A 22641-nucleotide genomic window follows, 5' to 3' on the forward strand; every position below is an offset into this window, starting at 1 on the left:
CCATGGTCGACATCAGCGACCTGCTCACGGACCTGGCCGACGAGTCCGCCCAGCTGGACGCCCTGGTGGCGCCACTGCCCACCGCCGACTGGGCGAGGCCGACCCCCGCGCCGGGCTGGAGCATCGGACACCAGATCGCCCACCTCGCCTGGACCGACCACGTCGCGCTGTTGGCCGCTACCGATCCCGAGGCGTTCTACGCGACGGTGACCGCCGCACCGGACGTGACCCGGCTCGTCGACGTCGGCGCCGAGGAGTTCCTCGCCCCACCGGCCGAGCTGCTCGTCCGTTGGCGGGCCGGGCGAACCGCGCTCGTCGACGCACTGGCCGCCGTTCCGGCCGGCGGCAAACTGCCCTGGTACGGCACCCGGATGTCGGCCAGCTCGATGGCCACCGCACGGATCATGGAGACCTGGGCGCACGGCGCGGACGTGGCCGACGCCCTCGGCGTGGTCCGCCCCGACAGCGACCGGCTTCGGCACGTGGCGCACCTGGGCGTGCGTACCCTCGGGCACGGTTTCACTGCGCACGGCCGGGAGGCACCGACGGCACCGGTCCGGGTCGAGCTGGTCGGGCCCGGCGGCGACACGTGGAGCTGGGGCCCGGCGGACGCCGCCGACCGGGTCACCGGCCCGGTTCGGGACTTCTGCCAGCTGGTCACCCAGCGCCGGCACCGCGCGGACCTCGCCCTGGTCGCCACCGGCCCGGTCGCCGACGAGTGGCTCGACGTGGCACAGGCCTTCGCCGGGCCGCCGGGCGACGGCCGGCAGCCGGCCGGCCGGAACGGGGTACGGGCATGATCCGCATCGGCAACGCCTCCGGCTTCTACGGCGACCGGTTCACCGCCTGGCGGGAGATGCTCGACGGCGGTGAGCTGGACGTGCTGACCGGCGACTATCTGGCGGAGCTGACCATGCTGATCCTGGCCCGGGACCGTCTCCGCGACCCCGACCTGGGCTACGCGAAGACGTTCCTGCGGCAACTGGAGACCTGCCTCGGCACCGCCCTCGACCGAGGGGTGCGGATAGTGACCAACGCCGGCGGGTTGAACCCGGCCGGCCTGGCCACCGCCATCGAGAAGCTCGCCACCCGCCTCGGCCTGCCGGCTCGGATCGGGTACGTCGAGGGCGACACGATCCAGCGGCCGGACGCGTTGAGCGCCAACGCCTACCTCGGCGCGTTCGGGATCGCCGCCTGCCTCGACGCCGGTGCGGACGTGGTGGTCACCGGCCGGGTCACCGACGCGTCGCTGGTGGTCGGCCCGGCCATCGCCCGGTACGGGTGGGGCCGCGACGACCTCGACGAGCTGGCCGGGGCCACCGTGGCGGGGCACCTCGTCGAGTGCGGCGCCCAGGTCACCGGCGGCAACTTCAGCTTCTTCACCGAGCTGCCCGACGGCGGGCACCGGCCCGGGTTCCCGATCGCCGAGGTGTACCCCGACGGCTCGTCGGTGCTCACCAAGCATCCGGGCACCGGTGGCGCGGTCACAGTGGAGACGGTCACCGCCCAACTGCTCTACGAGATCGGCGGGCCCGCGTACCTCGGGCCGGACGTGATCACCCGACTGGACACTGTGACGCTGCGCCCCGACGGGCCGGACCGGGTCCGGGTCTCCGGCGTCCGGGGCACACCGCCACCGGCCACGCTCAAGGTGGGCGTCAACAACCTCGGCGGCTTCCGCAACTCGATGACGTTCGTCCTCTGCGGTCTGCACATCGAGGCGAAGGCGGCAGTGGTCCGGGGGCAGATCGAGGAGGCGGTGGGCAAGGACGGGCTGGAGTTCACGCTTGCCCGCACCGACCACGAGGACGCCGCCGACACCGAAACGGCCAGCGCCCTGCTGCACGTACACCTGCGCGACGGCGACAAGGCGCGGGCGGGGCGGGCGTTCTCGGCCGCCGCGGTGGAGCTGGCCCTGGCCTCGTACCCGGGCTGCACGCTGACCACACTGCCCGGCGACGCGACACCGTACGGTGTCTTCACCGCCGACGCGGTGCCGCAGGACGCGGTGGCGCACGTCGCGGTGCTACCCGGTGGCGAGCGGGTGCCGATCGCCCCGCCGATCCGCACCGCCAGCACCTCCCCGGACCAGTCCGACCCGGGCGGCGGGGCCGCGGTCGACGGCCCGACCCGACGCGGGGCGCTCGGCGAGGTGGTCGGCGCACGCTCCGGGGACAAGGGCGGGGACGCCAACCTCGGTGTCTGGGCGCGTTCCGACGCCGGGTACGCGTGGCTGCGGACCTGGTTGACAGTCGAACGGCTGGCCGAGCTGCTGCCGGAGACCGCGCCGCTGTCGGTGCGCCGCTACGAGTTGCCGAACCTGCGCGCGGTCAACTTCGTGATCGAGGGCCTGCTCGGCGCCGGGGTGGCCGCGTCCATCCGGTTCGATCCGCAGGCCAAGGCGCTCGGCGAGTTGCTGCGCGCCCGGATCGTCGAACTGCCGGCAGGAGTGGCCCCATGACCATTGTGGACACCCCGGAGCGCCGGCAACTGCGCGAGCTGACCCGGGCGTTCGTGACCCGGGAGGTGCTGCCGCACCTGGACGACTGGGAGCGGGCCGGCGAGGTGCCGCGGGCGTTGCACGCGACAGCCGCGAAGCTCGGCCTGCTCGGCATCGGCTTCCCGGAGTCGGTCGGTGGCAGCGGCGGGGACCTGCTCGACTCGATCATCGTGACCGAGGAGCTGATCCGCTCCGGCGGCTCGTCCGGGCTGGTGGCGGCCCTGTTCACGCACGGGATCGCGTTGCCGCACATGGTCGCGGCGGCCGGTGCCCGCACCGGTGGCTCGCTGGGCGGTCGGCTCGGCGGCACCGCGTCCCCGACCGACGACAGCCTCATCGAGCGGTATGTCCGCCCCACCCTGTCCGGCACGATGATCGGGGCGCTGGCCATCACCGAGCCGGACGGCGGTTCGGACGTGGCCGGCATCCGCACCACCGCCCGCCGCGATGGCGACCACTACGTGGTGAACGGGTCGAAGACGTACATCACCAGCGGCCACCGGGCCGACTTCGTGACCACCGCTGTGTGTACCGACTTCCCCGGCAGCGGTGAACTGACCCTGCTGGTCATCGACAAGGGGTCGCCCGGGTTCACAGTGGGACGCCGGTTGGAGAAGCTGGGCTGGCACTGCTCGGACACCGCCGAGCTGTCCTTCGCGGACGTACGGGTGCCGGTCGCCAACCGGATCGGCGCGGAGAACACCGGCTTTCTGGCGATCATGCAGCACTTCGCGGCGGAACGTCTCTCGCTGGCGACCCAGGCGTACGCGACAGCGCAGCGCTGTGTCGAGCTGGCGGTGCGCTGGTGCCGGGACCGGGAGACCTTCGGGCGTCCGCTGGCCAGCCGGCAGCTGATCCGGCACCGGTTGGCCGAGATGCACACGCGGACCGAGGCGGCCCGGTCGTACGTGCACGCGGTGGCGGGTCGGGTCGCGGCCGGCGAGCCGGTGGTGACCGAGGTGGCGATGGCGAAGAACGTGGCGGTGGCCGCCTGCGACCACGTCGTCGACCAGGCGTTGCAGCTGCACGGCGGGTTCGGTTACCTGCGCGACGCCGAGGTGGAGCGGCACTACCGCGACGCGCGGATCCTCGGCATCGGCGGCGGCACCACCGAGATCATGAACGAGATCATCGCGAAAGGCATGGGTCTGTGAGCGCGAGGAGTGAGCCGGGTCTGCGAGCCCCGCAGTCGCGAACGAAGGAGGCACGGTGACCACCCTGGACAGTGCTGTCGACCCGTCCGCGCCCGCGTACCTGGCGAACCGGGCGGCGTTGCTGGAGCGGCTGGGCGAGCTGGACGCCGCGCTGGACCAGGCGCGGGCGGGTGGCGGCGAGAAGTACGTGACCCGGCATCACGCCCGCGGCAAGCTGCTCCCCCGGGAGCGGATCGAGCTGCTGGTGGACGCGGACAGCCCCTTCCTGGAGTTGTCGCCTGTCGCCGCGTACGGCTCGGACTTCCCGGTCGGGGCCAGCGTGGTCACCGGTATCGGGGTGGTCGAGGGCGTGGAGTGCCTGATCGTCGCCAACGACCCGACGGTACGCGGCGGCGCGGTCAACCCGTGGTCGCTGGCGAAGACCCGGCGGGCCGGTGAGATCGCCCTGGCCAACCGGCTGCCCATGGTCAACCTGGTCGAGTCGGCCGGGGCGGACCTGCCCACCCAGGCGGAGATCTTCATCCCCGGTGGTCGGGTGTTCCGTGACCTCACCCGGCTCTCGGCGGCCGGCATCCCCACTGTCAGCGTGGTCTTCGGCAACGCCACTGCCGGTGGCGCGTACGTGCCGGGGATGTCCGACCACGTGATCATGATTCGGGACCGGTCGCAGGTCTATCTGGCCGGTCCGCCGCTGGTGAAGATGGCAACCGGTGAGGTCACCGACGACGAGTCGCTGGGCGGTGCGGCGATGCACGCCGGCACGTCCGGGCTGGCCGACTACCTGGCCGTCGACGAGCGGGACGGCATCCGGCTGGCCCGGCAGTGCGTCCGCCGGTTGAACTGGCGCAAGCAGGGTCCGTCGCCGCGTACGGCGGTGCCGCAGCCGCCGAAGTACGACCCGGAGGAGCTGCTCGGCATCACCAGCGCCGACCTGAAGGTGCCGTTCGACCCTAGGGAGGTGCTGGCCCGGATCCTCGACGGCAGCGACTTCGACGAGTTCAAGCCGGCGTACGGGGATGCGCTGGTCACCGGCTGGGGTGAGCTGCACGGGTACCCGGTGGGCGTGCTGGCCAACGCCCGGGGGGTGCTGTTCAGCGCGGAGGCGCAGAAGGCGGCCCAGTTCATCCAGCTCGCGAACGCCTCGGACACGCCGTTGATCTTCTTGCAGAACACCACCGGCTACATGGTGGGCACCGAGTACGAGCAGCGCGGCATCATCAAGCACGGCGCCCTGATGATCAATGCGGTGTCGAACTCGACGGTGCCGCACCTGACGGTGAACCTGGGCGCCTCGTACGGGGCCGGCAACTACGGCATGTGCGGCCGGGCGTACGAGCCGAGGTTCCTGTTCACCTGGCCGAACGCGAAGTCGGCGGTGATGGGCCCGGCGCAGCTGGCGGGGGTGCTGTCGATCGTGGCCCGGCAGGCGGCTGCCGCCCGGGGGCGCGACTATGACGAGGACTCCGACGCGGCGATGCGGATGATGGTCGAGCAGCAGATCGAGTCGCAGTCCGGTGCGCTAGTCCTCTCCGGCCGGCTCTACGACGACGGGGTGATCGACCCCCGGGACACTCGGACCGTCCTCGGGCTCTGCCTCTCGGCGATCCACAACGGACCGGTGAAGGGCGCCGACGGTTTCGGCGTCTTCCGGATGTAGGGGGCGCGCCAACCATGATCAACAGACTGCTCGTGGCCAACCGGGGCGAGATCGCCCGCCGGGTCTTCGCCACCTGCCGGGCGATGGGCGTGGAGACGGTCGCCGCGCACTCCGACGCGGACGCCGACGCGCCGTTCGTGGCCGAGGCCGACCAGGCGGTCCGGCTGCCGGGCGCCACGCCGGCCGAGACGTACCTGCGGGTCGACCTGATCCTGGACGCGGCCCGCCGCAGCGGCGCGGACGCCGTCCACCCCGGCTACGGGTTTCTCGCCGAGAACGCCGAGTTCGCGGCGGCGGTGACCGACGCCGGCCTGACCTGGGTCGGGCCGCCGGCCAAGGTGATCGCCGCGATGGGCGACAAGCTGGCGGCGAAGGCACTGCTCGCCGAGGCGGGCGTGCCGATGCTGCCGAGCTGGACCGACACCGACAGTGTCACGGACTTCCCGGTGCTGGTGAAGGCGTCCGCCGGCGGCGGTGGGCGGGGCATGCGGATCGTCCGGACCGCCGACGAACTGGCCGAGGCGGTCGCCTCCGCGCGCCGCGAGGCGGCTGCCGCGTTCGGCGACGGCACTGTCTTCATCGAGCGGTACGTCGAGCGCGGCCGGCACCTCGAGGTGCAGATCTTCGGTGACACCCACGGCACCGTGCAGGTGCTCGGCGTCCGGGAGTGCTCGATCCAGCGCCGACACCAGAAGATCATCGAGGAGGCTCCGGGTGATCTCCCGCCGGGGCTGCATGATCGGCTGCACGAGACGGCCATGGCTGCTGGGCGGGCGGTCGACTACGTGGGGGCCGGCACTGTCGAGTTCCTGCTGGCACCGACCGGCGAGTTCTTCTTTCTGGAGATGAACACCCGACTCCAGGTGGAGCACCCCGTCACCGAGTTGGTCACTCCGGCCGGGCTGGACCTGGTCCGGATGCAGCTGCTGGTGGCCGAGGGCGCACCGCTGCCCGCACATCACCTCTACCCGGCCACGCGCGGCTACGCCATCGAGGTACGGCTGTGCGCCGAGGAGCCGGCGCAGGGCTGGCGGCCCGCCACTGGCACCCTGCACCGCTTCGACGTGCCGGGGGTGGACCGGGAGTTCGGCTGGATCCAACGGGCGGGCCTGCGGCTCGACTCCGGCGTGGTGGCGGGCTCGGTGGTGGGGGTGCACTACGACTCGCTGCTCGCCAAGCTGATCGCCGTGGCACCGACCCGGGCCGAGGCGGCTCGGGCCCTGGCGGGTGCCCTGGCTCGGGCCGAGTTGCACGGGGTGGCAACCAACCGCGATCTGCTGGTCCGGGTGCTGCGCAGCCCGGAGTTCGCGGCGGCGGAGATCGACACCGGTTTCCTGGACCGGCACCCGGAGGTCTTCGCACCGCTCCTCCCCGCCGACCAGGTCCCACTCACCGCCCTCGCCGCCGCGCTGGCGGGCGCCGCGCACCGCCGGGCCACAGCACCGGTGCTGGGCGGGCTCCCCTCCGGTTGGCGCAACGTGCCCGCAGTTCCCCAGACCGCCCGCTTCGTCGGGCCGGACGGCGACGAGATCGAGGTCCGCTACCGCCTGGACCGGACCGGCGGGCTCGCCGACTGGTCCAGTACGTCAGTTGCCGAGGACTCCGCCGCGCGGCCGACAGCACCTGCCGTGGCGCTGGTCGAGGCCACCCCGGACCGGGTGGTGCTCGACGTCGACGGAGTTCGCCGCGGGTACCGCGTACACCGGGTGGGGTCGGCTGTCTTCGTGGACGGCCCGGACGGGGCGGCGAGCCTGGCCGAGCTGCCGCGTCTCCCGCTGCCCACCGCTGCGGTGGCGGCCGGGTCGCTGCTCGCGCCGCTGCCCGGCGCGGTGACCCGGGTACACGTCCAGGTCGGCCAGCGGGTCACCGCCGGTGATCCGCTGCTCACCCTGGAAGCGATGAAGCTGGAACATCCCGTGCTCGCCCCGATCGACGGCGTGGTCACCGAACTGCCGGTGCCGACCGGCGGTCAGGTGCAGACGGGCGCCGTGCTGGCCGTTATCGAAGAAGAGGACGCCCGATGACCTTCGACCTCACCCCTGAACAGGACCAACTGCGCGACGCCGTGCGGGCGCTCGGCCGCCGCTACGGTCACTCCTACTTCGTCGAGAAGGCGAGGGCCGGCGAACACACCACCGAACTCTGGGCGGAGGCCGGACGCCTCGGCTACCTGGGGGTCAACATCCCCACCGAGTACGGCGGCGGGGGCGGCGGCATCACCGAGCTCGCCATCGTCTGCGAGGAGTTGGCGGCGGCGGGTTGCCCGCTCCTGCTGCTGGTGGTCTCCCCCGCCATCGCGGCGACCGTCCTCAGCCGGCACGGCACCGAGGAGCAGCGCAAGCGGCACCTGCCGGGCCTCGCCGACGGCTCACAGAAGATCGTCTTCGCGATCACCGAGCCGGAGGCCGGTTCCAACTTCCACCGGCTCGGCACTGTGGCTCGCCGCGACGGCGACGGCTGGCTGCTGAACGGCCGCAAATGCTACATCTCCGGCGTCGACGAGGCCGGTCACGTGCTGGTGGTGGCCCGTGTCGCCGTCGATGACGGCCCAGCCGGCTCAGGGGATACGTCTCCGCAGCGGCTCAAGCCGGCGCTGTTCCTCGTGCCGACCGACGCGGCCGGGCTGACCCGGTCCAAGCTGGACATGGAGATCGTGTCTCCGGAGAACCAGTTCCTGCTCTACCTGGACGACGTGCGGGTGCCCGCCGACGCACTGCTCGGCGAGTCGCTGGACGCCGGGCTGCCGGCGCTCTTCGCCGGGCTCAACCCGGAGCGGATCACGGTGGCCGCGATGGGCGCCGGCACCGGCCGGTACGCCATCGAGCGGGCCAGTGAGTACACCGCCACCCGCAAGGTCTGGGGTGGCCGGACCATCGGCTCACACCAGGGGGTGTCGCATCCGCTGGCCCATGCGGCGGTGCAGGTGGAGCTGGCCCGCCTCATGATTCAGAAGGCGGCCACCCTGTACGACGCCGGCCGTGACCTGGAGGCCGGGGTGTCCGGAAACATGGCCAAGTACGCGGCCGGGGAGGCCGCCGCGCTCGCCGTAGACACCGCCGTCCAGGTGCTCGGTGGGGCCGGCATGACCACCGAGTACGGGGTGGCGACCCTGCTCGGCGCGGTCCGGGCCGGCCGGATCGCACCGGTCAGCCGCGAGATGATCCTCAACTTCGTGGCCCAACACGTCCTGGGTCAGGACAAGTCCTACTGACCCGGGCCGCGTCCGCTCGGGCGTGGCGGGTCGTGGCCGCGCGCGCCCGAGCTGCATGATCGACTCGGTTTCCTTGAACCTGCGGTGTCCAAGCGCCAGCGATGCCCCGACTTCCTGAAACCGAGTCGATCACGTGCGGGCGGCGGTCAGGCTGGGGTGCGGCAGGCGGCGTCGATGCGGTGGACCGGGCGGACCCGACGCCCCATGCCCTCCAACAGGGAATCCTCGACGTGGAAGTCGTGAATGCGCAGTTGGTGGCGGGGCAACTCCTCCTCGCTCGGGCAGAGCACCTGGGCGCGGACCAGATCGACCGGGACGTAACGGACGCCACCCCGTTCCTGGAGGATCACCATGTTGACGTCGTCGGTGGTGACCACGTGCCCGCGTACGTCCTCGGTGGGCCCACTCTCCGGGCCGACGGTGGTGACGGTCAGCGGCAACACCGGGGTGCTGATCACCGGCACCGCCGCCCAGACCAGGGTGGCCAGCACCGCCACCTCGGTCACCGACGCCAGCGGCCGGATCACCATGCCCGGCAGCGGCCCTGCGATGAACAGCGCCAGCAGCGGGGGCACCACGATGAGCGCCAGCACCAGCCACTCGTCGCCCTGCCGCATCGCGTCGCGCATCGTGGGCAGCATCAGCCAGCCGTACCCGGCGAGAAGCGCGCCGATCAGCAGCAGCCGAGGCACGACCCGCTCGTGCAGCCGCCCGGGGTGCAGTTGGAACGCGGCCACGAACGCCGGCAGCAGCAGCGGAAGATAGAGCAACGGCCAGGTGATCAGTGCGAGCAGGAAGCTGGCCAGCACCACCCAGGCCGGGGTGATGTCGGCCCAGCGGGCGAAGAGCGGCCGGCGACGCGTGCCCGGCGGAAGTCGGTCCGCGCTGACGGCCAGCACCGCGCCCAGCGCGAAGACGGCGACCAGGCCGGTGGAGAGCAGCCGGGCCGCTGTGGTCAGGAAGCCGGCGAGCAGGTTCACCGGCCCGACGTTGGCCACCAGCAGCAGCGTGGTCTGGAGTTCACCGCCGGCCTCCACGCCGAGGCGGAGCACCGAGAAGATCGCGGGTACGCCCACCACGGCTGTCCAGAACGACTGGCTGGCCCGGGCACGCCGCTCGGCCGGATCCCAGCGGACCCGCGCGGGCTCGACGTCGACGACGACCGGCTCGGCCGGTTCGGCGACCGGCACGGCGGCCGGCCAGGAAATCTCACTCCCCACGCCGGCCACTGGACCGTCGCCGGTCGGCGGCGCCGTGGTCGTACCGTCGACTCTCGGGGCGGCGCCGCCGGGCACTGACGTGCGGGGCGGCGGGACCGGCCCGTCGCCGCCGGTGGCGGTCGGCGCCGCGCTCACTTCGCGGGCGCCTTGTCGTCGAAGTCGACGAGCTTCGGCACCTCCAGCGGCTGCGGCTGGCGCTTCTCGGCCTTCAGCCACGGGCCCAGGGTCCGGTTGTACGCGGTCTGCCAGGGGGTCGCCTGGTCATCGCGCCCCTGCTGGTAGCTCTTCTGCAGGAAGAACGCGACCAGGTCGCGCAGCGCGGGATCACCGATCGGCACTCCGATGCCCAGCAACTCGCTGGTGCCGAAGGGCATGTCGACGATCTCGAACTCCTTCGGGTGGCGGGCCAGGAAGCCGGCGAGGATCGTCTCGTCAGAGCTCACCGCGTCGTAGCGGCCCGTCCGGATGCCTGCGACGCAGTCCCCGACGGTCTTCACGACCAGCGCCTTGACCTGGTGACTGCCCAACTCGGCCTCGGAGGTGGAACCACCGCTGGTACAGATCTTGTAATCCGGGTTGCGCAGGTCCTCAATGGTGCTGATCTTCCCCTTCAACCGGGTCGGCACCATCACCTCCTGGGTGGTGACGAAGTACGGCCCGGCGAAGCTCACCACCTTCTTGCGCTCCTCTGTGATGGAGAAGCTGGACACCACGAGGTCGACAGTCCCGCCCTGTAGCGCGGGGATCCGTTCCTCGGTGGCCACCGGGACGAACTCCAGCCGCTGGTCCCCCTCGTAGCCGAGCGAGGCCGCGATGTACCGGGCGATCTCGACGTCGAAGCCGACCGGCTTGCCGTTGCGCAACTCACTCATCAACGGCTCGTTGGTGGCGACACCGACCCGCAGCTTCGACTGGCCGTAGATGTGCGTCTCGCGCATCTTCTCCTGCACGGTGGGCAGGTCAGGTTCCTTGCGGCTGTCGCAACCGGCGGCGGCGGCGAGCACGAGGGTGAGGGCGACCGCCAGCGTCGATGCGACCGAGCGGAGCCGAGACTGCGAACTGCCTGAGTTCATGGGCGACCTCGCTGCCGGATGAGCCTGCGGGATACCGAGAGTAGCCGTTCCCGTCCAATCTGTGTGGGTGCCGTGGACCTTGTCGGGCGGGTCGCTCGGATCGATGTCGATCGGCGCGGCGGTCGGCTCTGCGGTTGACAGCGGGCTCCGTCGCGACATGCTGGACGGGTGAGCCGACTGTCCAGACCCGATGCGCGCACGGTGGCGGTGCTCGCGGCGCTGGGAGCCCTTGCGCCGCTGGTCATGCTGGTGGTGTGGCGCCGACAGGATCTACTCGGCGTGGTTCTCGCGCTGCTCTGCGTGCTCATGACGATGGTCGCCGGGGTCGCGGTCTCCGCCGCTCGGCAGGTCGACGACCCGGAGCCGGCGGACCGGTCGGCAGCCGTCGGGCCGCCCGAGTTGATGCCGTACGGGATCGACGCGGACACCCTCGATGCCCTGGACAGCCGGGACGCGTTGCGTGCGGTGCGTGACCGCCGACGCGGGTCGAACGGGCTCAGCGGCCGGTGAGCGTCGGCGCGGTGAGCGCGTCCACGCCGCGCCCCGCCAGACACCGGTAGGCCCGGTCGATACTCCCGTCGACCGGCGGTAGTACCTCAAGGTGCCAGCCGGTCGACTCGGCGATCCCGGTGGTCAGGCGGAACGTCTTTGCGCTGCACACCTGCCGCACCGGCTCAGCGGCGGCCACCTCGTCGTAGTCGGCGCCGACCAGTGACACCGGCAGGATTCCCTCCGCGTACGTCTCCCAGGTGTGTCGGCCGGCGCAGGACAGTCGAACCGCCTCGGCGCGGCTGCCCCGGATCCGCATCGGGCCGAAGCACTCCAGCTCGGGCAGGCACCGGGCGCCCTCGGGCAGGGCGGTGGGCGCACCGGTGCCCGTCGCGCAGCCGGGCAGCGGCCCGGTCGCCGGTGCGGCGATCTGGGTGGCCGACGGGTACGGGGCAGGTGGCGGCGCCCGGTCGGCGACCCAGGCCCCGGCGGTCGCGGAGGCGGCGAGCGCGAGCACCCCGGCGCCGCCGAAGAGCCAGCGCCGCCAACGCCGACCGACGGGGAGAGTCCGCTGAGTGTCCTCGATGGGCGGGCGGGGCACCGGCTGGCTGGCCGCGTACGGGCCGGAGAGCGTCGCGCCACCGCTGACCGGAGCGCCGCTCACCGGTGTCGCCGGCGAGCCGAGTGGCAGGTTGGTGAGCAGGTCGCGCAACTCCAGCGCGGAGGGACGCTCGGCCGGGTCGTTGGCCATGCCGGCGCGCAGCACGTCGATCAGCTCGTCCGGCACCCCTGGAAGGGCAGGGAGCGGCTGGTTGAACATCTCCAGCACGGTGACCAGGCTCGGGTTGCGCTCGGACTGCCAGCGCGGCGGCCGGCCGTGCATCACTGCGTAGAGGGTGGCGCAGAGCGCGTACACGTCGACGGCCGGCGACGGTGGGCTGTGGCTGAACATCTCCGGCGGCGCGTACGCCGGGGTGAGCACCTCCAGGGTGACCGAGGCGTCCCGGTGCTCGGCGAGGACGGCGAGCCCGAAGTCGGCGAGCACCGCCGAGTTGAAGTGTGAGTGGAGGATGTTGGCGGGCTTCACGTCCCGGTGCAGCACCCCTGCGGCGTGCGAGTGGGCCAGCGCGTCCGCGATCTTGATGCCGAGGTCGCGGGCCTCCACCGGGCCCAGCGGCGAGGTGCGCATCCGTTCGGCGTACGAGCCGTCGCAGAGCTCCATGATCAGGTAGGGGTGCTGGTCGACGGTGACGCCCACGTCGAAGAGGTCCACCACGTGCGGGTGTGACGACATCCGTCCGGCCGCCCGCGCCTCGCGCAGGAAGCGGGCCTGGTCCCGCTCGCTGTCCAGCGTCCGGTTCTCCACCTTGACGGCGACCTCGCGGCCCACGGAGATCTGGGTGGCCTGGTAGACGGTCGCGTACCCGCCCCGGGCAAAGACCCGCAAATCAGTCAGACCGGGCACGATCGGCACTGGAAGGCCGCCGGTCGGGGTGTCGGTCACCGCTCGAAAATACCCAACCCGACCGATGGCTCAGCGCACCGCGTCCGCCGGAGCCGCACCGGTGGGACCGGTACCCTCCTCGGCGACCGCAGTCGTCCCGGCACCGTCGGACGATCCGACCCGGCCGGCCGGGATGCCCCGGCGGGCATCCAGACGCAGACCGATGGCGGTGGCCACTGCCCCCAGCCCTTCCCACGCCGCCACCCCGAAGAACCGGTCGGGAGCGATGTCGGCCAGCACCGCGATAGTGAAGACGGTGAACGTGACCAGTCGGAAGACCACTGTGAACCGGTAGAACACCCGCCACTCGGTCACGGTGGCGAGCAGGTAGTACACGCCCATGTTGAAGGCCGCCATCGAGGACGCCAGCAGGAACGTCCCGGTGTGGTCACCGACGGCCCGCGTCTCCGGCACCTCGAACCCGAGCATGCGCAGCTGCGCCTCCGGCCAGAGCAGCCCGACCGCGCCCATCACCAGCGCCAACACGCCGAAGACCGCGATGGTCCAGCCCGCGATGGATCGCGGCAGCTTCATGAACGGCCTCCCCAGGCACGGCGACGGTCACCACTGTGGACCCGTACGCGGTGGTGACACGCTAGCCGCTCACCCCGACCACCACATCCCCAGAACCGGCAAAACCTGGACGTTAGACCAGGGCGGTCAGGCGGGCGCGGAGGGCGTCGGCTGCCGCGCGTTCGCTGCGCTGCTCGGTGGCGTACGCCAGACGGACCGCCTCCTCCGCGCAGGACACCGCCTCCGCCGGACGCCCACAGGCGGCCAACGCCTCGGCCAGCACACTCGCCGCGATCACCTGGCTGCGCACGTCCTCGGCCGGTGCGGTGACCGCTCGGCGGGCCCAGTCCAACGCCTGCTCCCGCTGACCGTGCGCGAGCAGCGCCGCAGCGTACTGGGCCATTGTCTGGCGGCGGGAGAAGAGCAGCGACGGCGCGTTCGCGGCGGCCGTCGCCACTGGGGCGAGCAGCCCGACCGCTGTCGCCGAGTCGCCGGCGGCGAGACGGGCCGTCGCCAGCAACACCCGGGGCGCCACCTGCGCCGGGGCCTGCGGATTGTGCGGCTCCACAGCGGTCAGCACCGCGCGGGCCACCCGCTCGGCCGTCTCGCAGTCACCCATGTCCAACGCGACGAAGCCGCGCAGTGTGCCGGCCATCCCGGTGAGCAGCGGATGCGAGGTGCGCTCCGCGTACGCCAGGGCGTCGGTGAGCAGGTCCGCCGCGTGCTCCGGCTCGCCCAACCCGCGCGCCACCACCGCCCGGACCACCAGGGCGAACCCGCGGCCCCAGTCGTCGGAGGCGGCGGCGAACTCCCGGTACGCCCGCCTGGCCTCCCGGTCCGCCTCGGCCAGGTCACCCAGTTCGGCGGTGGCGAACGCCGCCACCGCGCGCAACGTTCCCACCGCCCACGCCTCACCGACCCGCTCGCCGAACGGCAGGAACACCTGCGCCATCCGACACGCCTCGCGCAGTCGGCCGGCGAGCAGCCGGGCGAACGCCGTGGTGCCGCGCAGCCAGGCCCGGCCGTACGGGTCCTTCAACTCGGCGAAGAGCCGGGCCGCCCGGCCGAGCACCGCGTCGGTGCCGGCGAAGTCGCCCCGGGTGGTGGTCACCCAGGCCAGGTTCTGCAGGGACCACGCCTGCCCGCGTCGGTCCTGCGCGCCGAGGCTGACCTGGTACGCGGCCGCCAACCGGCTGCTCGCCTGACTCAGCCGCCCCGCCACGAAGTCGGCCATGCCAAGCCGGCGCATCGCCGTGGCGCGCTGCGTGGGCAGCCGCCCCTCGGTGGCCACCTGCAACGCCTCCTGCCAGGCGGTCACCGCCCGACCCTGGTCGCCGAGGGTCTCCTGGGCCTGCCCCGCCAGCAGCAGGGCGCTGACCCGGGTGACCTCGTCCCCCGCGTTCGCGGCGATCTTCTCGGCGTACGCCAACGCGTCGGTGACCCGGCCGACCTGGAGCAACGCCCGCGCGTGCACCACCCGATCGGCTGCCGGCACCCCGTCGCGGGCCAGTTCGGTGGCGCGCTCGGCGTACTCCACGGCCATCGCCGGCTCGCCGGCGGAGAGCGACCGGCGGGCGGCCCGGCCGAGCGCGGCGACGCCCAGCGGAACCACCGCCCGGGCCGGCGCGTCCGGGCGCAGCTTCACCGCGTCGGCGAGCCTGGCGGCCCGCTCGACGTGCGTCGCCACGAAGTCGTCCCGGGCCTCGTCGGTGAACCCGCCCACAGTGCCGGCCGTGGTCTCGTCCACCGGCGCCGCCCAGCGGGCCAACGCGGCGTGCCGCTCGGCCAACTCGGCCTTGCTCACCCCGGCGTACGCGGCCTCCCGCATGAGCGGTGTCGCGAACGAGTAGCCGGCACGCGAACGGTGCAGCATGCGGCGTTGCAGCAACTCCTCGACCGCCCGGTCGAGCTCGACGGCGACCACTGCGGACGGCCGGCCGTCACGACCGCTCCGCTGCTCCCGCATCGCCTCCAGCGCGCCGATCGGCACCGTGTCTCCGGTGACCGCCGCGTCGCGCAGCACCGACCGGGCGTCCGGCGGCAGGGCGTCGATGCGGGCCGCCAGCACGGCGGCGAGGTCCCGGGAGAGCAGCCGGCTTCCCAGCGAACCCGGTACCAACCGCCAACCGGCCTGCCCGCTCTGCTCCCGCTCGGCGGAGCCGGACCGATCCACCGCGGCACCACGGGTCGAGGCGGCACCGCGCACTGATTCGGTGGTGAGCGCCCCGCGTTCGATAAGCAGGGTGACCAGCTCAGCCAGGTAGAACGGATTGCCCTGCGCGGTCGCGAGCAACCGGTCGGTGTCGGCCTGCGGCAGCTTGCCGCCGCCGAGGTAACTCGTGAGCAGCCGGGCCGCGTCGGCACCGCGCAGCGGCGGCAGCGAATGCACCTCGGCGTCCGCGACCCGGGTCAGCGCGCCAGCGGTACGCACCAACTCGGGGCGGCCGAGCAGCAGCACCAGCACCGGGCCGGTGAGCCTGGACAGGGTCAATCCGAGGGCACTGATCGTCTCGGCGGTGGCATCGTGCAGGTCGTCCACCACGATCACCAGCGGCGCCTCCGAGGCGAGCCCGCTGAGCAGGTCGGCGACCGCGTTCGGCACCACCTCGGCATCCGCGGCCGGAGTGCCCGAGCCGCCCCACTCGCCGCTGTCGGTGCCGCCGTGCGCCGGGAGTTCGGCGTAGCCGAGCAGGGCGAGCAGCTGTTCCGTGGCGATCGGCGCGGTCTCCGCACCCGAGCGGGCGAGCCGCTGCCCGAGCCGGCGCAGCCGCTCCTCCACCGCCGGGCGGGTCAGCGCGGTGGACGCGTCGCTGGGCAGCCCGACGGCGGCCCGCACCAGGTCGGCCAGGGGCGCGAGCCGTCGCCGCTCACCGAACGCGGCACAGCGCACCGAGAGCACCCGGGCCCCGGTGTGCGCCGCGTACCGGCCAGCGCCGACGTCGTACCCGGCGGCGAGGCGTTCCACCTCGGCGGCGAACCGGGACTTGCCGATGCCCGCCTCGGCGGTCATCAGCAGCACCCGCGGGTCGCCCTGGTCGATCACCTCGGCGAGCCGGCCGGCGACCCGACCGATCTCCGTCTCCCGGCCGACGTACGGCGCCTCGTCGCCGAGCCCCGAGCGGGTGCCCGGCGCGTCCAGCAGACCCAGCAGCTCGTACGCCTCGACCGGTTCACGCTTGCCCTTGAGCCGCAGCGGGCGCAGCGCCCGCCAGGAGGAGACGTGCCGCGTGGCCGCGGCGGTGCGCCCCCCGGCGTAGACGGCCCCGACCGCGGCGGCGTCGGCCAGTCGGGCCGCGGTGTTCACAGTGTCGCCGATGACCGTGTATTCGATGGCGGCCTGGATGCCCGCGATGACGTCGCCGGTGTTCAGCCCGACCCGCAGCCCGAGCGGCGCGCCGCCGCCCCGCTCGTCGTCGAGCACCCGGCGGACGGCCCGCTGCATGGACAGGGCGGCCCGGACGGCGCGTTCGGCGTCGTCCTCGTGCGCAACCGGGGCGCCGAAGACCGCCATGATGCCGTCACCGGTCAGCTTGTCGACGTGCCCGCCGAACGTCTTCACCGCACCGGCGAGGGCGGCGAGCACCCGGTCGGTGACCGCGCCGACGCGTTCCGGGTCGAGGTCCTCCGACCAGGAGGTGAACTCGGAGAGGTCACCGAAGAGCACGGTGACCACCCGGCGCTCGGCCGCCGGCAACGTGGCGGCGGCCGGCAGCGCGGCGCCACAGTTGTGGCAGAACCGCGCGCCGGGAACGGCAACGGTTCCACACACGGGGCAGGTCACATGTGCTCCAACCCACTGACCCCGGGCGCGGATTCCCCGGTGTCGACGCCCAGATACTCGAGCTGGGCACGGACCGACCATTCCGCCGCCCACCAGAGTGAGCGGTCCACGTCCGCGTAGACCGTCGCCACCACGTCGGCGGGGGTGTGGGCGCCGGCGGCGACCGCCGCCCGGACCTGGTCGAGCCGGGCCCGGCGGTGGGCGAGGTAGAAATCGGCGGCGGCGGCGCAGTCGGCCAGCGCCGGGCCGTGTCCGGGCAGCGCCGGAATCCCCCGGTACGCGGACAGCAGCTCGAGGCTGGTCAGGTAGTCACCCAGGTGCCCGTCGGGGTGGGCGACGACTGTGGTGCCCCGGCCGAGGATGGTGTCACCGGTGAGCACCACCCGCTCGTCGTCGTGCCCGACCAGGAAGCAGACGGAGTCGGCGGTGTGCCCCGGCGTTGGCAACAGACTGATGTGCAGACCGAGGTCACCGAAGCCCTCGCCCGGCCCGGTCAGCGGCTCGGCACCGATGGTGTGCGCCGGGTCGACGGCGCGGACGGGCGTCCCGCCGAGCAGCTCGCTCAGGCGGGCGGCGCCCTTGGTGTGGTCGGGGTGGCCGTGGGTGATCAGGATCAGCCCGATCGGGCCGTGCTCGGCGATCCGGGTCAGGTGCCCCTCGTCCGCCGGCCCCGGGTCGACCACGATGGCGTACTCGGCTGCCGGGGCGCGCAGTACCCAGGTGTTGGTGCCGTCGAGGGTCATCGGCCCCGGGTTCGGCGCACGCAGCAGTGAAACCCAGCGGGGTAACTCGTCGGCAAGCGCCGCCACCGCCCCCGTTACGTGCCCGCTCATGGCTGCGATCGTACGACCCCGCCCGCCACACCCCACGATCTTGCACTTGCGGCCCCTGATTCATCCCCGTTCAGGGCTTTCGTCCGGGGCGGAAGTGCAAGATCGCGGGGCGATGGGGACGGGTCAGGCGACCTCGACGATCAGCTCGATCTCCACCGGGGCGTCGAGGGGCAACTCGGCCACGCCCACCGCGCTGCGCGCGTGGCGGCCGGCCTCCCCGAAGACGGTGCCGAAGAGGTCGGAGGCACCGTTGATCACGGCGGGCTGACCGGTGAAGCCGGGCGCGGAGGCCACGAAACCGGTCACCTTGACCACCTTGACCACGTTCTCCAGGCCGACCAGCGAGTCGACAGCGGCCAGCGCGTTGAGCGCGCAGCGCTGGGCCAGATCCTTCGCCTGGTCGGCGGAGATCCCGGCGCCGACCTTGCCGGTCGCGAGCAGCTTGCCCTCGGCCATCGGCAGCTGGCCGGAAACGTACACGTGTTGCCCGGACTGCACGGCCGGGACGTAGCTGGCCACCGGCGGTACGACCTCGGGCAGGTCGAGACCGAGCTCGGCGAGTTTCGCGTGCGGACCGTTGCTCACCGCGCCACCTCGTGGTTCGCGACTGCGGGGCTCCGCTTCGCTGCACTCCTCGCGCTCACGCCTTCGGCCGCTTCAGGTAGGCGACCAGCTGGTCCGGATTCGGGCCGGGGACCACGGCGACGAGCTCCCACCCGTCCTCGCCCCAGTTGTCGAGGATCTGCTTGGTCGCGTGGACCAGCAGCGGGACCGTGGAGTATTCCCACTTCTGCATCGCTGAAGGGCTCCCTCTCGGTGCGGAATTGTTCGAGGGACAGCCTACGGTCCGCTGCCCGGACGAGGTACGGGACGCTGCTCCGGCGCGGCCGGCAGCTCCCCGCAGCGCCCTTCGTGCTCGTACCCCTGGGGGCAGCGGGACCGGTCGGGCAGCAGCAGGTCACAGAAGACCCGGTGCCGGTTGTTCTGGTCGTCGGCGTCGGACACGGTGGTCTCGCCGGCGTCCAACTCGGGCAGGAAGCCCAGGGACACCGCCACCCGCCCGGCCAGCACTGTCGCCGCCGCCAGATTCGGCACCCGGATCGGCAGGTGGATCACGAAGCCCGGCTCGTCGTCCTCGCGGGTCCGCTCGGCGGGCTGGCTCGGCACCCGGGCCGTCTCCGACTGCTCCGGCATCCGGCGGTACGACCGTTCGTTGATCGGCTGGTTGGTGACCTGCCCGCCGGGCTCGACCACGGACCCGGGCCGGCGGGGCCGGTCGTTCGTCGGGAACTGGGTGCGAGGGATGTTGTCCGCGTCGCGCATGCACTGCCTCCGGTCGTACCTCTCGGACCATGCTTCCGGCCCGGACCCATTCGTCCGTTCCGGCCCCCGCACCGGGACGAAGGTAGGTCTGTGGCCGCAGTCCCGCCAACAGGACGCGCACAACAGGTCACCAACAGTCACATATGCGACACACCGCAGGTCGGGGGCCCGACACCGGAACCGACGCCGGTACCACTCACCGGATCGCCGGGCCTCCCGGCCGGCAGGGGCGATACCTACCCGGTCATCGACCGCTACCCTTCCGGTCGGACGGTCGCGCTGCGCCCGGCCGCCCGCTCGATCACGCTCGGCGCCAGGGGTGGCGGCGGGCGCCGCACCCCTGGGGGAACGACATGACCCACCCGCCCAGCGGCGACCAGGCCGGCACACCCGCTCACCCGCCGGCCCACCCGGATCCCGCGGGCCAGTCCGGCGTGCCGGCCATCCCCAGCCAGCCAACCCCCGCCCCGCCGCCCGGGCAGCTCGCTCTTCCCGCCTCCCCCGCCCAGCCGGCGCTCCCCGCCGCCCCCAGCCCACCGGCCTTCCCCGGGCAGTCGACCGGCCCCGGGCAGTCGGCGTTTCCCGGGCAGCCCGGCGGTGCCGGGCAGCCGGAAGGGTCCGGCGGCAGCACCTCGGCCGCCACGCCGACGCAGCCGGGCGCCCCGAACCCCTCGTCGATCCCTCCGGCCCCGCCGGCCTACCCGCCCTACCAGGGCTCCCCCGAACCGAAGAAGAAGCGCGGCCTGCTGATCGCGGCGATCGCCCTGATCGTGATCATGGTGCTCTGCGTGGGTGGCGGTGTGGTGGCCTTCCTGACCCTGCGCGACGCCGAGACCGGCCAGGGCGCCAAGGAGCCGGCGATCGCCGTCGACGAGTTCCTCACAGCGGTCTACAAGGACCGCGACGCGACGGCGGCGGCCGGTAGGGTCTGCGCCGCCTCCCGCGACGACGACAAGATCGCCGCGAAGGTGGCCGAGGTGGGGAAGTACGCCTCCACGTACCAGAACCCGCGTTTCCGGTGGACCACCCCGAAGGTGGACAACCAGACCGGGGACCGGGCCACCGTCTCCACCCGGCTCACCATGACCACCGCCGACGAGAAGGTCGCCGACCAGGAGTTGCGATTCACTGTGGTGCAGAAGACGGGTTGGTGGGTCTGCGAGGTCGCCTGACCGCCACGCCTGGATAGGCTCGACGGGTGTGTGCAGCTGAGCGCCCGATCGACCCGGCCGGTACCGGATGGCCCGCCCGTCTCCACGTGGTGACCGGCAAGGGCGGCACCGGTAAGACCAGCGTGGCGGCGGCGCTGGCCCTGGCGCTCGCCGCCGGTGGCCGGCGCACCCTGCTGGTCGAGGTCGAGGGGCGGCAGGGCATCGCCCAACTGTTCGGCATCGACCCGCTGCCCTACGAGGAACGGCACCTCGCCGACGCGCCGGACGGCGGTGAGGTGCGCGCGCTCGCGGTGGACGCTGAGGAGGCGCTGCTCGAGTACCTGGACATGTTCTACAAACTGGGCGCGGCGGGCCGGGCACTGCGCAAGCTGGGTGCCATCGACTTCGCCACCACCATCGCCCCCGGCCTGCGGGACGTCCTGCTCACCGGCAAGGTGAAGGAGGCCACCACCCGCACCACCGGGCAGCGGCGCGCGTACGACGCTGTGGTGCTGGACGCCCCGCCGACCGGGCGGATCGGCCGGTTCCTCAACGTGACTGCGGAGACCGCCCGGCTGGCCAAGGTCGGCCCGATCAAGACCCAGAGCGAGGGGGTCGCCGCGTTGCTGCGGTCCCCGATGACTGCTGTGCACGTGGTGACGCTGCTGGAGGAGATGCCGATCCAGGAGACGGTGGACGCGATCGCCGACCTGACCGCCCTCGGCTTCGGCGTCGGGAAGGTGCTCGTCAACGGGGTCCGAGCCCCGCTGCCCGCCGGACCGGCGGTCACCACCGCTGAGTTGGAGCGCGGGCTGGTCGCGGCCGGGCTGCCGGCCGATCGGGACATCGTGGCCGGGTTGCACGACGAGGCACGTGACCAGCTCATCCGGCGCGAACTGGAGGATTCGCTCCGCGCCGACCTGGTGGAGTTGGGGCTGCCGATGATCGAGCTGCCGTTGCTGCCCGACGGGGTGGACCGGGCGGGGCTCTCGGCGCTGGCCCAGGCCCTCGTTCGCGCCGAATGACTCACACCTGAGCGCAGCACGGGCGCGCGGACCCACCGGCCCGATACGCTCGATTGGTGCCTTCCGAAGACGCGGCGCCGCAGCTGGACGTCGACCAGATCCTCGCCGACCCAGGCGTGCGGATCGTCGTGTGCTGCGGTGCCGGCGGAGTGGGAAAGACGACCACGGCCGCGGCGCTGGCGCTGCGGGCCGCCGAGCACCACGGTCGGCGAACTGTGGTGCTCACCATCGACCCGGCCCGCCGGCTGGCCCAGTCGCTGGGCCTGACCGAGCTGGACAACACGCCTCGCCAGGTCAAGGGCATCGACGTCGAGAGCAGCGGCGGCGAGTTGCACGCCATGATGCTGGACATGAAGCGCACCTTCGACGACGTGGTGTTGCAGCACACCGACCCGACGAAGGCCGCGGAGATCTTCGCGAACCCGTTCTACCAGGCGATGAGCTCGACCTTCGCCGGCACACAGGAATACATGGCGATGGAGAAGCTGGGTCAGCTGCATGCCCGGGGCGAGTGGGACCTGATCGTGGTGGACACGCCACCGTCCCGCTCGGCACTGGACTTCCTGGACGCGCCGGCTCGACTCTCCCGTTTCCTCGACGGCCGGATGCTGCGACTGCTGCTGGCCCCGGCGCGCAGTGGCGGCCGGAGCATGTTCAGCCTGGTCACGGCCTCGTTCGGGATGTTCTCGAAGGTGGTGCAGAAGGTGCTCGGCGCGCAACTGCTCACCGACCTGTCCGGCTTCGTGGCGGCACTGGACTCGATGTTCGGTGGTTTCCGGCAGCGCGCCGAGCAGACGTACCGCATCCTGCAGGCGCGGGAGACGGCCTTCCTGCTGGTCGCGACGCCGGAGCCGGACGCGGTCCGGGAGGCCGCCTACTTCGCGGGCCGGCTGCGGGACGAGCGGATGCCGCTGGCCGGCCTGGTGCTCAACCGGGTGCACCGCCCGGCGGTTCCGGAGCTGGACGCCGAGCAGAGCCGGGTCGCCGCCGAGCGGCTGACCGAGCTGGGTGGGCATGAGGCCACCGCCGACGTGCTGCGGGCGCACGCGACGCTGGCCCGCCAGGCGGTACGCGAGCAGCAGGTCGCCGCGCGCTTCACCGAGGCGTTCCCGGCCGTGCCGGCGGTTTCGGTTACGGCGCAGCCCGCCGACGTGCACGACGTCGACGGGCTACGGACGATCGGCGCGGCGATCAGCCGGCAGTGACC

Annotated in this window: 19 protein-coding genes; 10 read left to right on the forward strand and 9 right to left on the reverse strand. The window is 72.8% G+C overall.

Annotation, left to right across the window (positions count from 1 at the left end; genetic code table 11):
• Positions 1–2: 2 nt before the first annotated feature.
• The 6 genes from IW249_RS07835 to IW249_RS07860 are packed head-to-tail and all read left to right on the forward strand — an operon-like array spanning position 3 to position 8522.
• The gene (locus IW249_RS07835) at positions 3–800 is read left to right on the forward strand and encodes a TIGR03084 family metal-binding protein (protein ID WP_196920135.1); all 798 of its coding nucleotides are present in this window, start codon (positions 3–5) and stop codon (positions 798–800) included.
• Positions 797–2461 carry an acyclic terpene utilization AtuA family protein gene (locus tag IW249_RS07840; RefSeq protein ID WP_196920136.1) on the forward strand — a complete coding sequence of 555 codons (1665 nt, stop codon included), beginning with the start codon at positions 797–799 and terminating at the stop codon, positions 2459–2461. The genes IW249_RS07835 and IW249_RS07840 overlap by 4 nt, the downstream gene beginning before the upstream one ends.
• On the forward strand, positions 2458–3654 hold the full coding sequence (locus tag IW249_RS07845; protein WP_196920137.1) for an acyl-CoA dehydrogenase family protein: 1197 nt from the start codon (positions 2458–2460) through the stop codon (positions 3652–3654). The genes IW249_RS07840 and IW249_RS07845 overlap by 4 nt, the downstream gene beginning before the upstream one ends.
• A gap of 55 nt (positions 3655–3709) precedes the next feature.
• The gene (locus IW249_RS07850) at positions 3710–5311 is read left to right on the forward strand and encodes an acyl-CoA carboxylase subunit beta (protein WP_196920138.1); all 1602 of its coding nucleotides are present in this window, start codon (positions 3710–3712) and stop codon (positions 5309–5311) included.
• A gap of 14 nt (positions 5312–5325) precedes the next feature.
• Complete coding sequence (locus IW249_RS07855) at positions 5326–7335, forward strand: ATP-binding protein (protein WP_196920139.1); 2010 nt, start codon at positions 5326–5328, stop codon at positions 7333–7335.
• A complete protein-coding gene (locus IW249_RS07860) occupies positions 7332–8522 on the forward strand; it encodes an acyl-CoA dehydrogenase family protein (protein WP_196920140.1) in 1191 nt (396 codons plus the stop codon). The genes IW249_RS07855 and IW249_RS07860 overlap by 4 nt, the downstream gene beginning before the upstream one ends.
• A gap of 146 nt (positions 8523–8668) precedes the next feature.
• Here the strand turns inward: IW249_RS07860 and IW249_RS07865 are convergent, their stop codons facing one another.
• Together IW249_RS07865 and IW249_RS07870 are read right to left on the reverse strand one after the other, a co-directional pair.
• On the reverse strand, positions 8669–9877 hold the full coding sequence (locus IW249_RS07865) for a hypothetical protein (protein WP_196920141.1): 1209 nt from the start codon (positions 9875–9877) through the stop codon (positions 8669–8671).
• Positions 9874–10815, reverse strand: coding sequence for a transporter substrate-binding domain-containing protein (locus IW249_RS07870; protein ID WP_196920142.1), 942 nt, complete (start codon positions 10813–10815; stop codon positions 9874–9876). Before IW249_RS07870 ends, IW249_RS07865 begins: the two co-directional genes overlap by 4 nt.
• Positions 10816–10983: 168 nt before the next feature.
• Between IW249_RS07870 and IW249_RS07875 the strand changes: the two genes are divergently transcribed.
• Complete coding sequence (locus tag IW249_RS07875; RefSeq protein ID WP_196920143.1) at positions 10984–11325, forward strand: hypothetical protein; 342 nt, start codon at positions 10984–10986, stop codon at positions 11323–11325.
• Here IW249_RS07875 and IW249_RS07880 read toward each other — a convergent pair.
• The 7 genes from IW249_RS07880 to IW249_RS07910 form a co-directional block, all read right to left on the reverse strand.
• A complete protein-coding gene (locus tag IW249_RS07880) occupies positions 11312–12808 on the reverse strand; it encodes a serine/threonine-protein kinase (RefSeq protein ID WP_196920144.1) in 1497 nt (498 codons plus the stop codon). The genes IW249_RS07875 and IW249_RS07880 overlap by 14 nt on opposite strands.
• Before the next feature lie 30 nt (positions 12809–12838).
• The gene (locus tag IW249_RS07885) at positions 12839–13342 is read right to left on the reverse strand and encodes a hypothetical protein (protein WP_196920145.1); all 504 of its coding nucleotides are present in this window, start codon (positions 13340–13342) and stop codon (positions 12839–12841) included.
• A gap of 112 nt (positions 13343–13454) precedes the next feature.
• Entirely contained in the window at positions 13455–17102 is a 3648-nt protein-coding gene (locus IW249_RS07890; protein ID WP_196920146.1) for an adenylate/guanylate cyclase domain-containing protein, read from the reverse strand.
• Positions 17099–17935 (reverse strand): MBL fold metallo-hydrolase, encoded by an 837-nt coding sequence (locus tag IW249_RS07895; protein WP_196920147.1) that lies wholly within the window; start codon positions 17933–17935, stop codon positions 17099–17101. The genes IW249_RS07890 and IW249_RS07895 overlap by 4 nt, the downstream gene beginning before the upstream one ends.
• Before the next feature lie 123 nt (positions 17936–18058).
• Positions 18059–18520, reverse strand: a complete 462-nt coding sequence (locus tag IW249_RS07900; RefSeq protein WP_112677298.1) for a RidA family protein — start codon at positions 18518–18520, stop codon at positions 18059–18061.
• Positions 18521–18575: 55 nt separating this feature from the next.
• Positions 18576–18731, reverse strand: coding sequence for a Sp36 family protein (sp36, locus tag IW249_RS07905; protein ID WP_007466198.1), 156 nt, complete (start codon positions 18729–18731; stop codon positions 18576–18578).
• 44 nt (positions 18732–18775) lie between these two features.
• Positions 18776–19258, reverse strand: a complete 483-nt coding sequence (locus tag IW249_RS07910; protein WP_196920148.1) for a hypothetical protein — start codon at positions 19256–19258, stop codon at positions 18776–18778.
• Positions 19259–19701: 443 nt separating this feature from the next.
• Between IW249_RS07910 and IW249_RS35185 the strand changes: the two genes are divergently transcribed.
• The 3 genes from IW249_RS35185 to bagB are packed head-to-tail and all read left to right on the forward strand — an operon-like array spanning position 19702 to position 22639.
• On the forward strand, positions 19702–20430 hold the full coding sequence (locus tag IW249_RS35185) for an Rv0361 family membrane protein (protein WP_372433029.1): 729 nt from the start codon (positions 19702–19704) through the stop codon (positions 20428–20430).
• A 26-nt stretch (positions 20431–20456) separates the two neighbouring features.
• On the forward strand, positions 20457–21434 hold the full coding sequence (gene bagA / locus IW249_RS07920; protein ID WP_196920150.1) for an ATPase BagA: 978 nt from the start codon (positions 20457–20459) through the stop codon (positions 21432–21434).
• 53 nt (positions 21435–21487) lie between these two features.
• The gene (gene bagB / locus IW249_RS07925) at positions 21488–22639 is read left to right on the forward strand and encodes an ArsA family ATPase (RefSeq protein WP_196920151.1); all 1152 of its coding nucleotides are present in this window, start codon (positions 21488–21490) and stop codon (positions 22637–22639) included.
• Positions 22640–22641: the final 2 nt, after the last annotated feature.

The sequence above is a fragment of the Micromonospora vinacea genome (genome assembly GCF_015751785.1).
GTDB lineage: Bacteria > Actinomycetota > Actinomycetes > Mycobacteriales > Micromonosporaceae > Micromonospora > Micromonospora vinacea.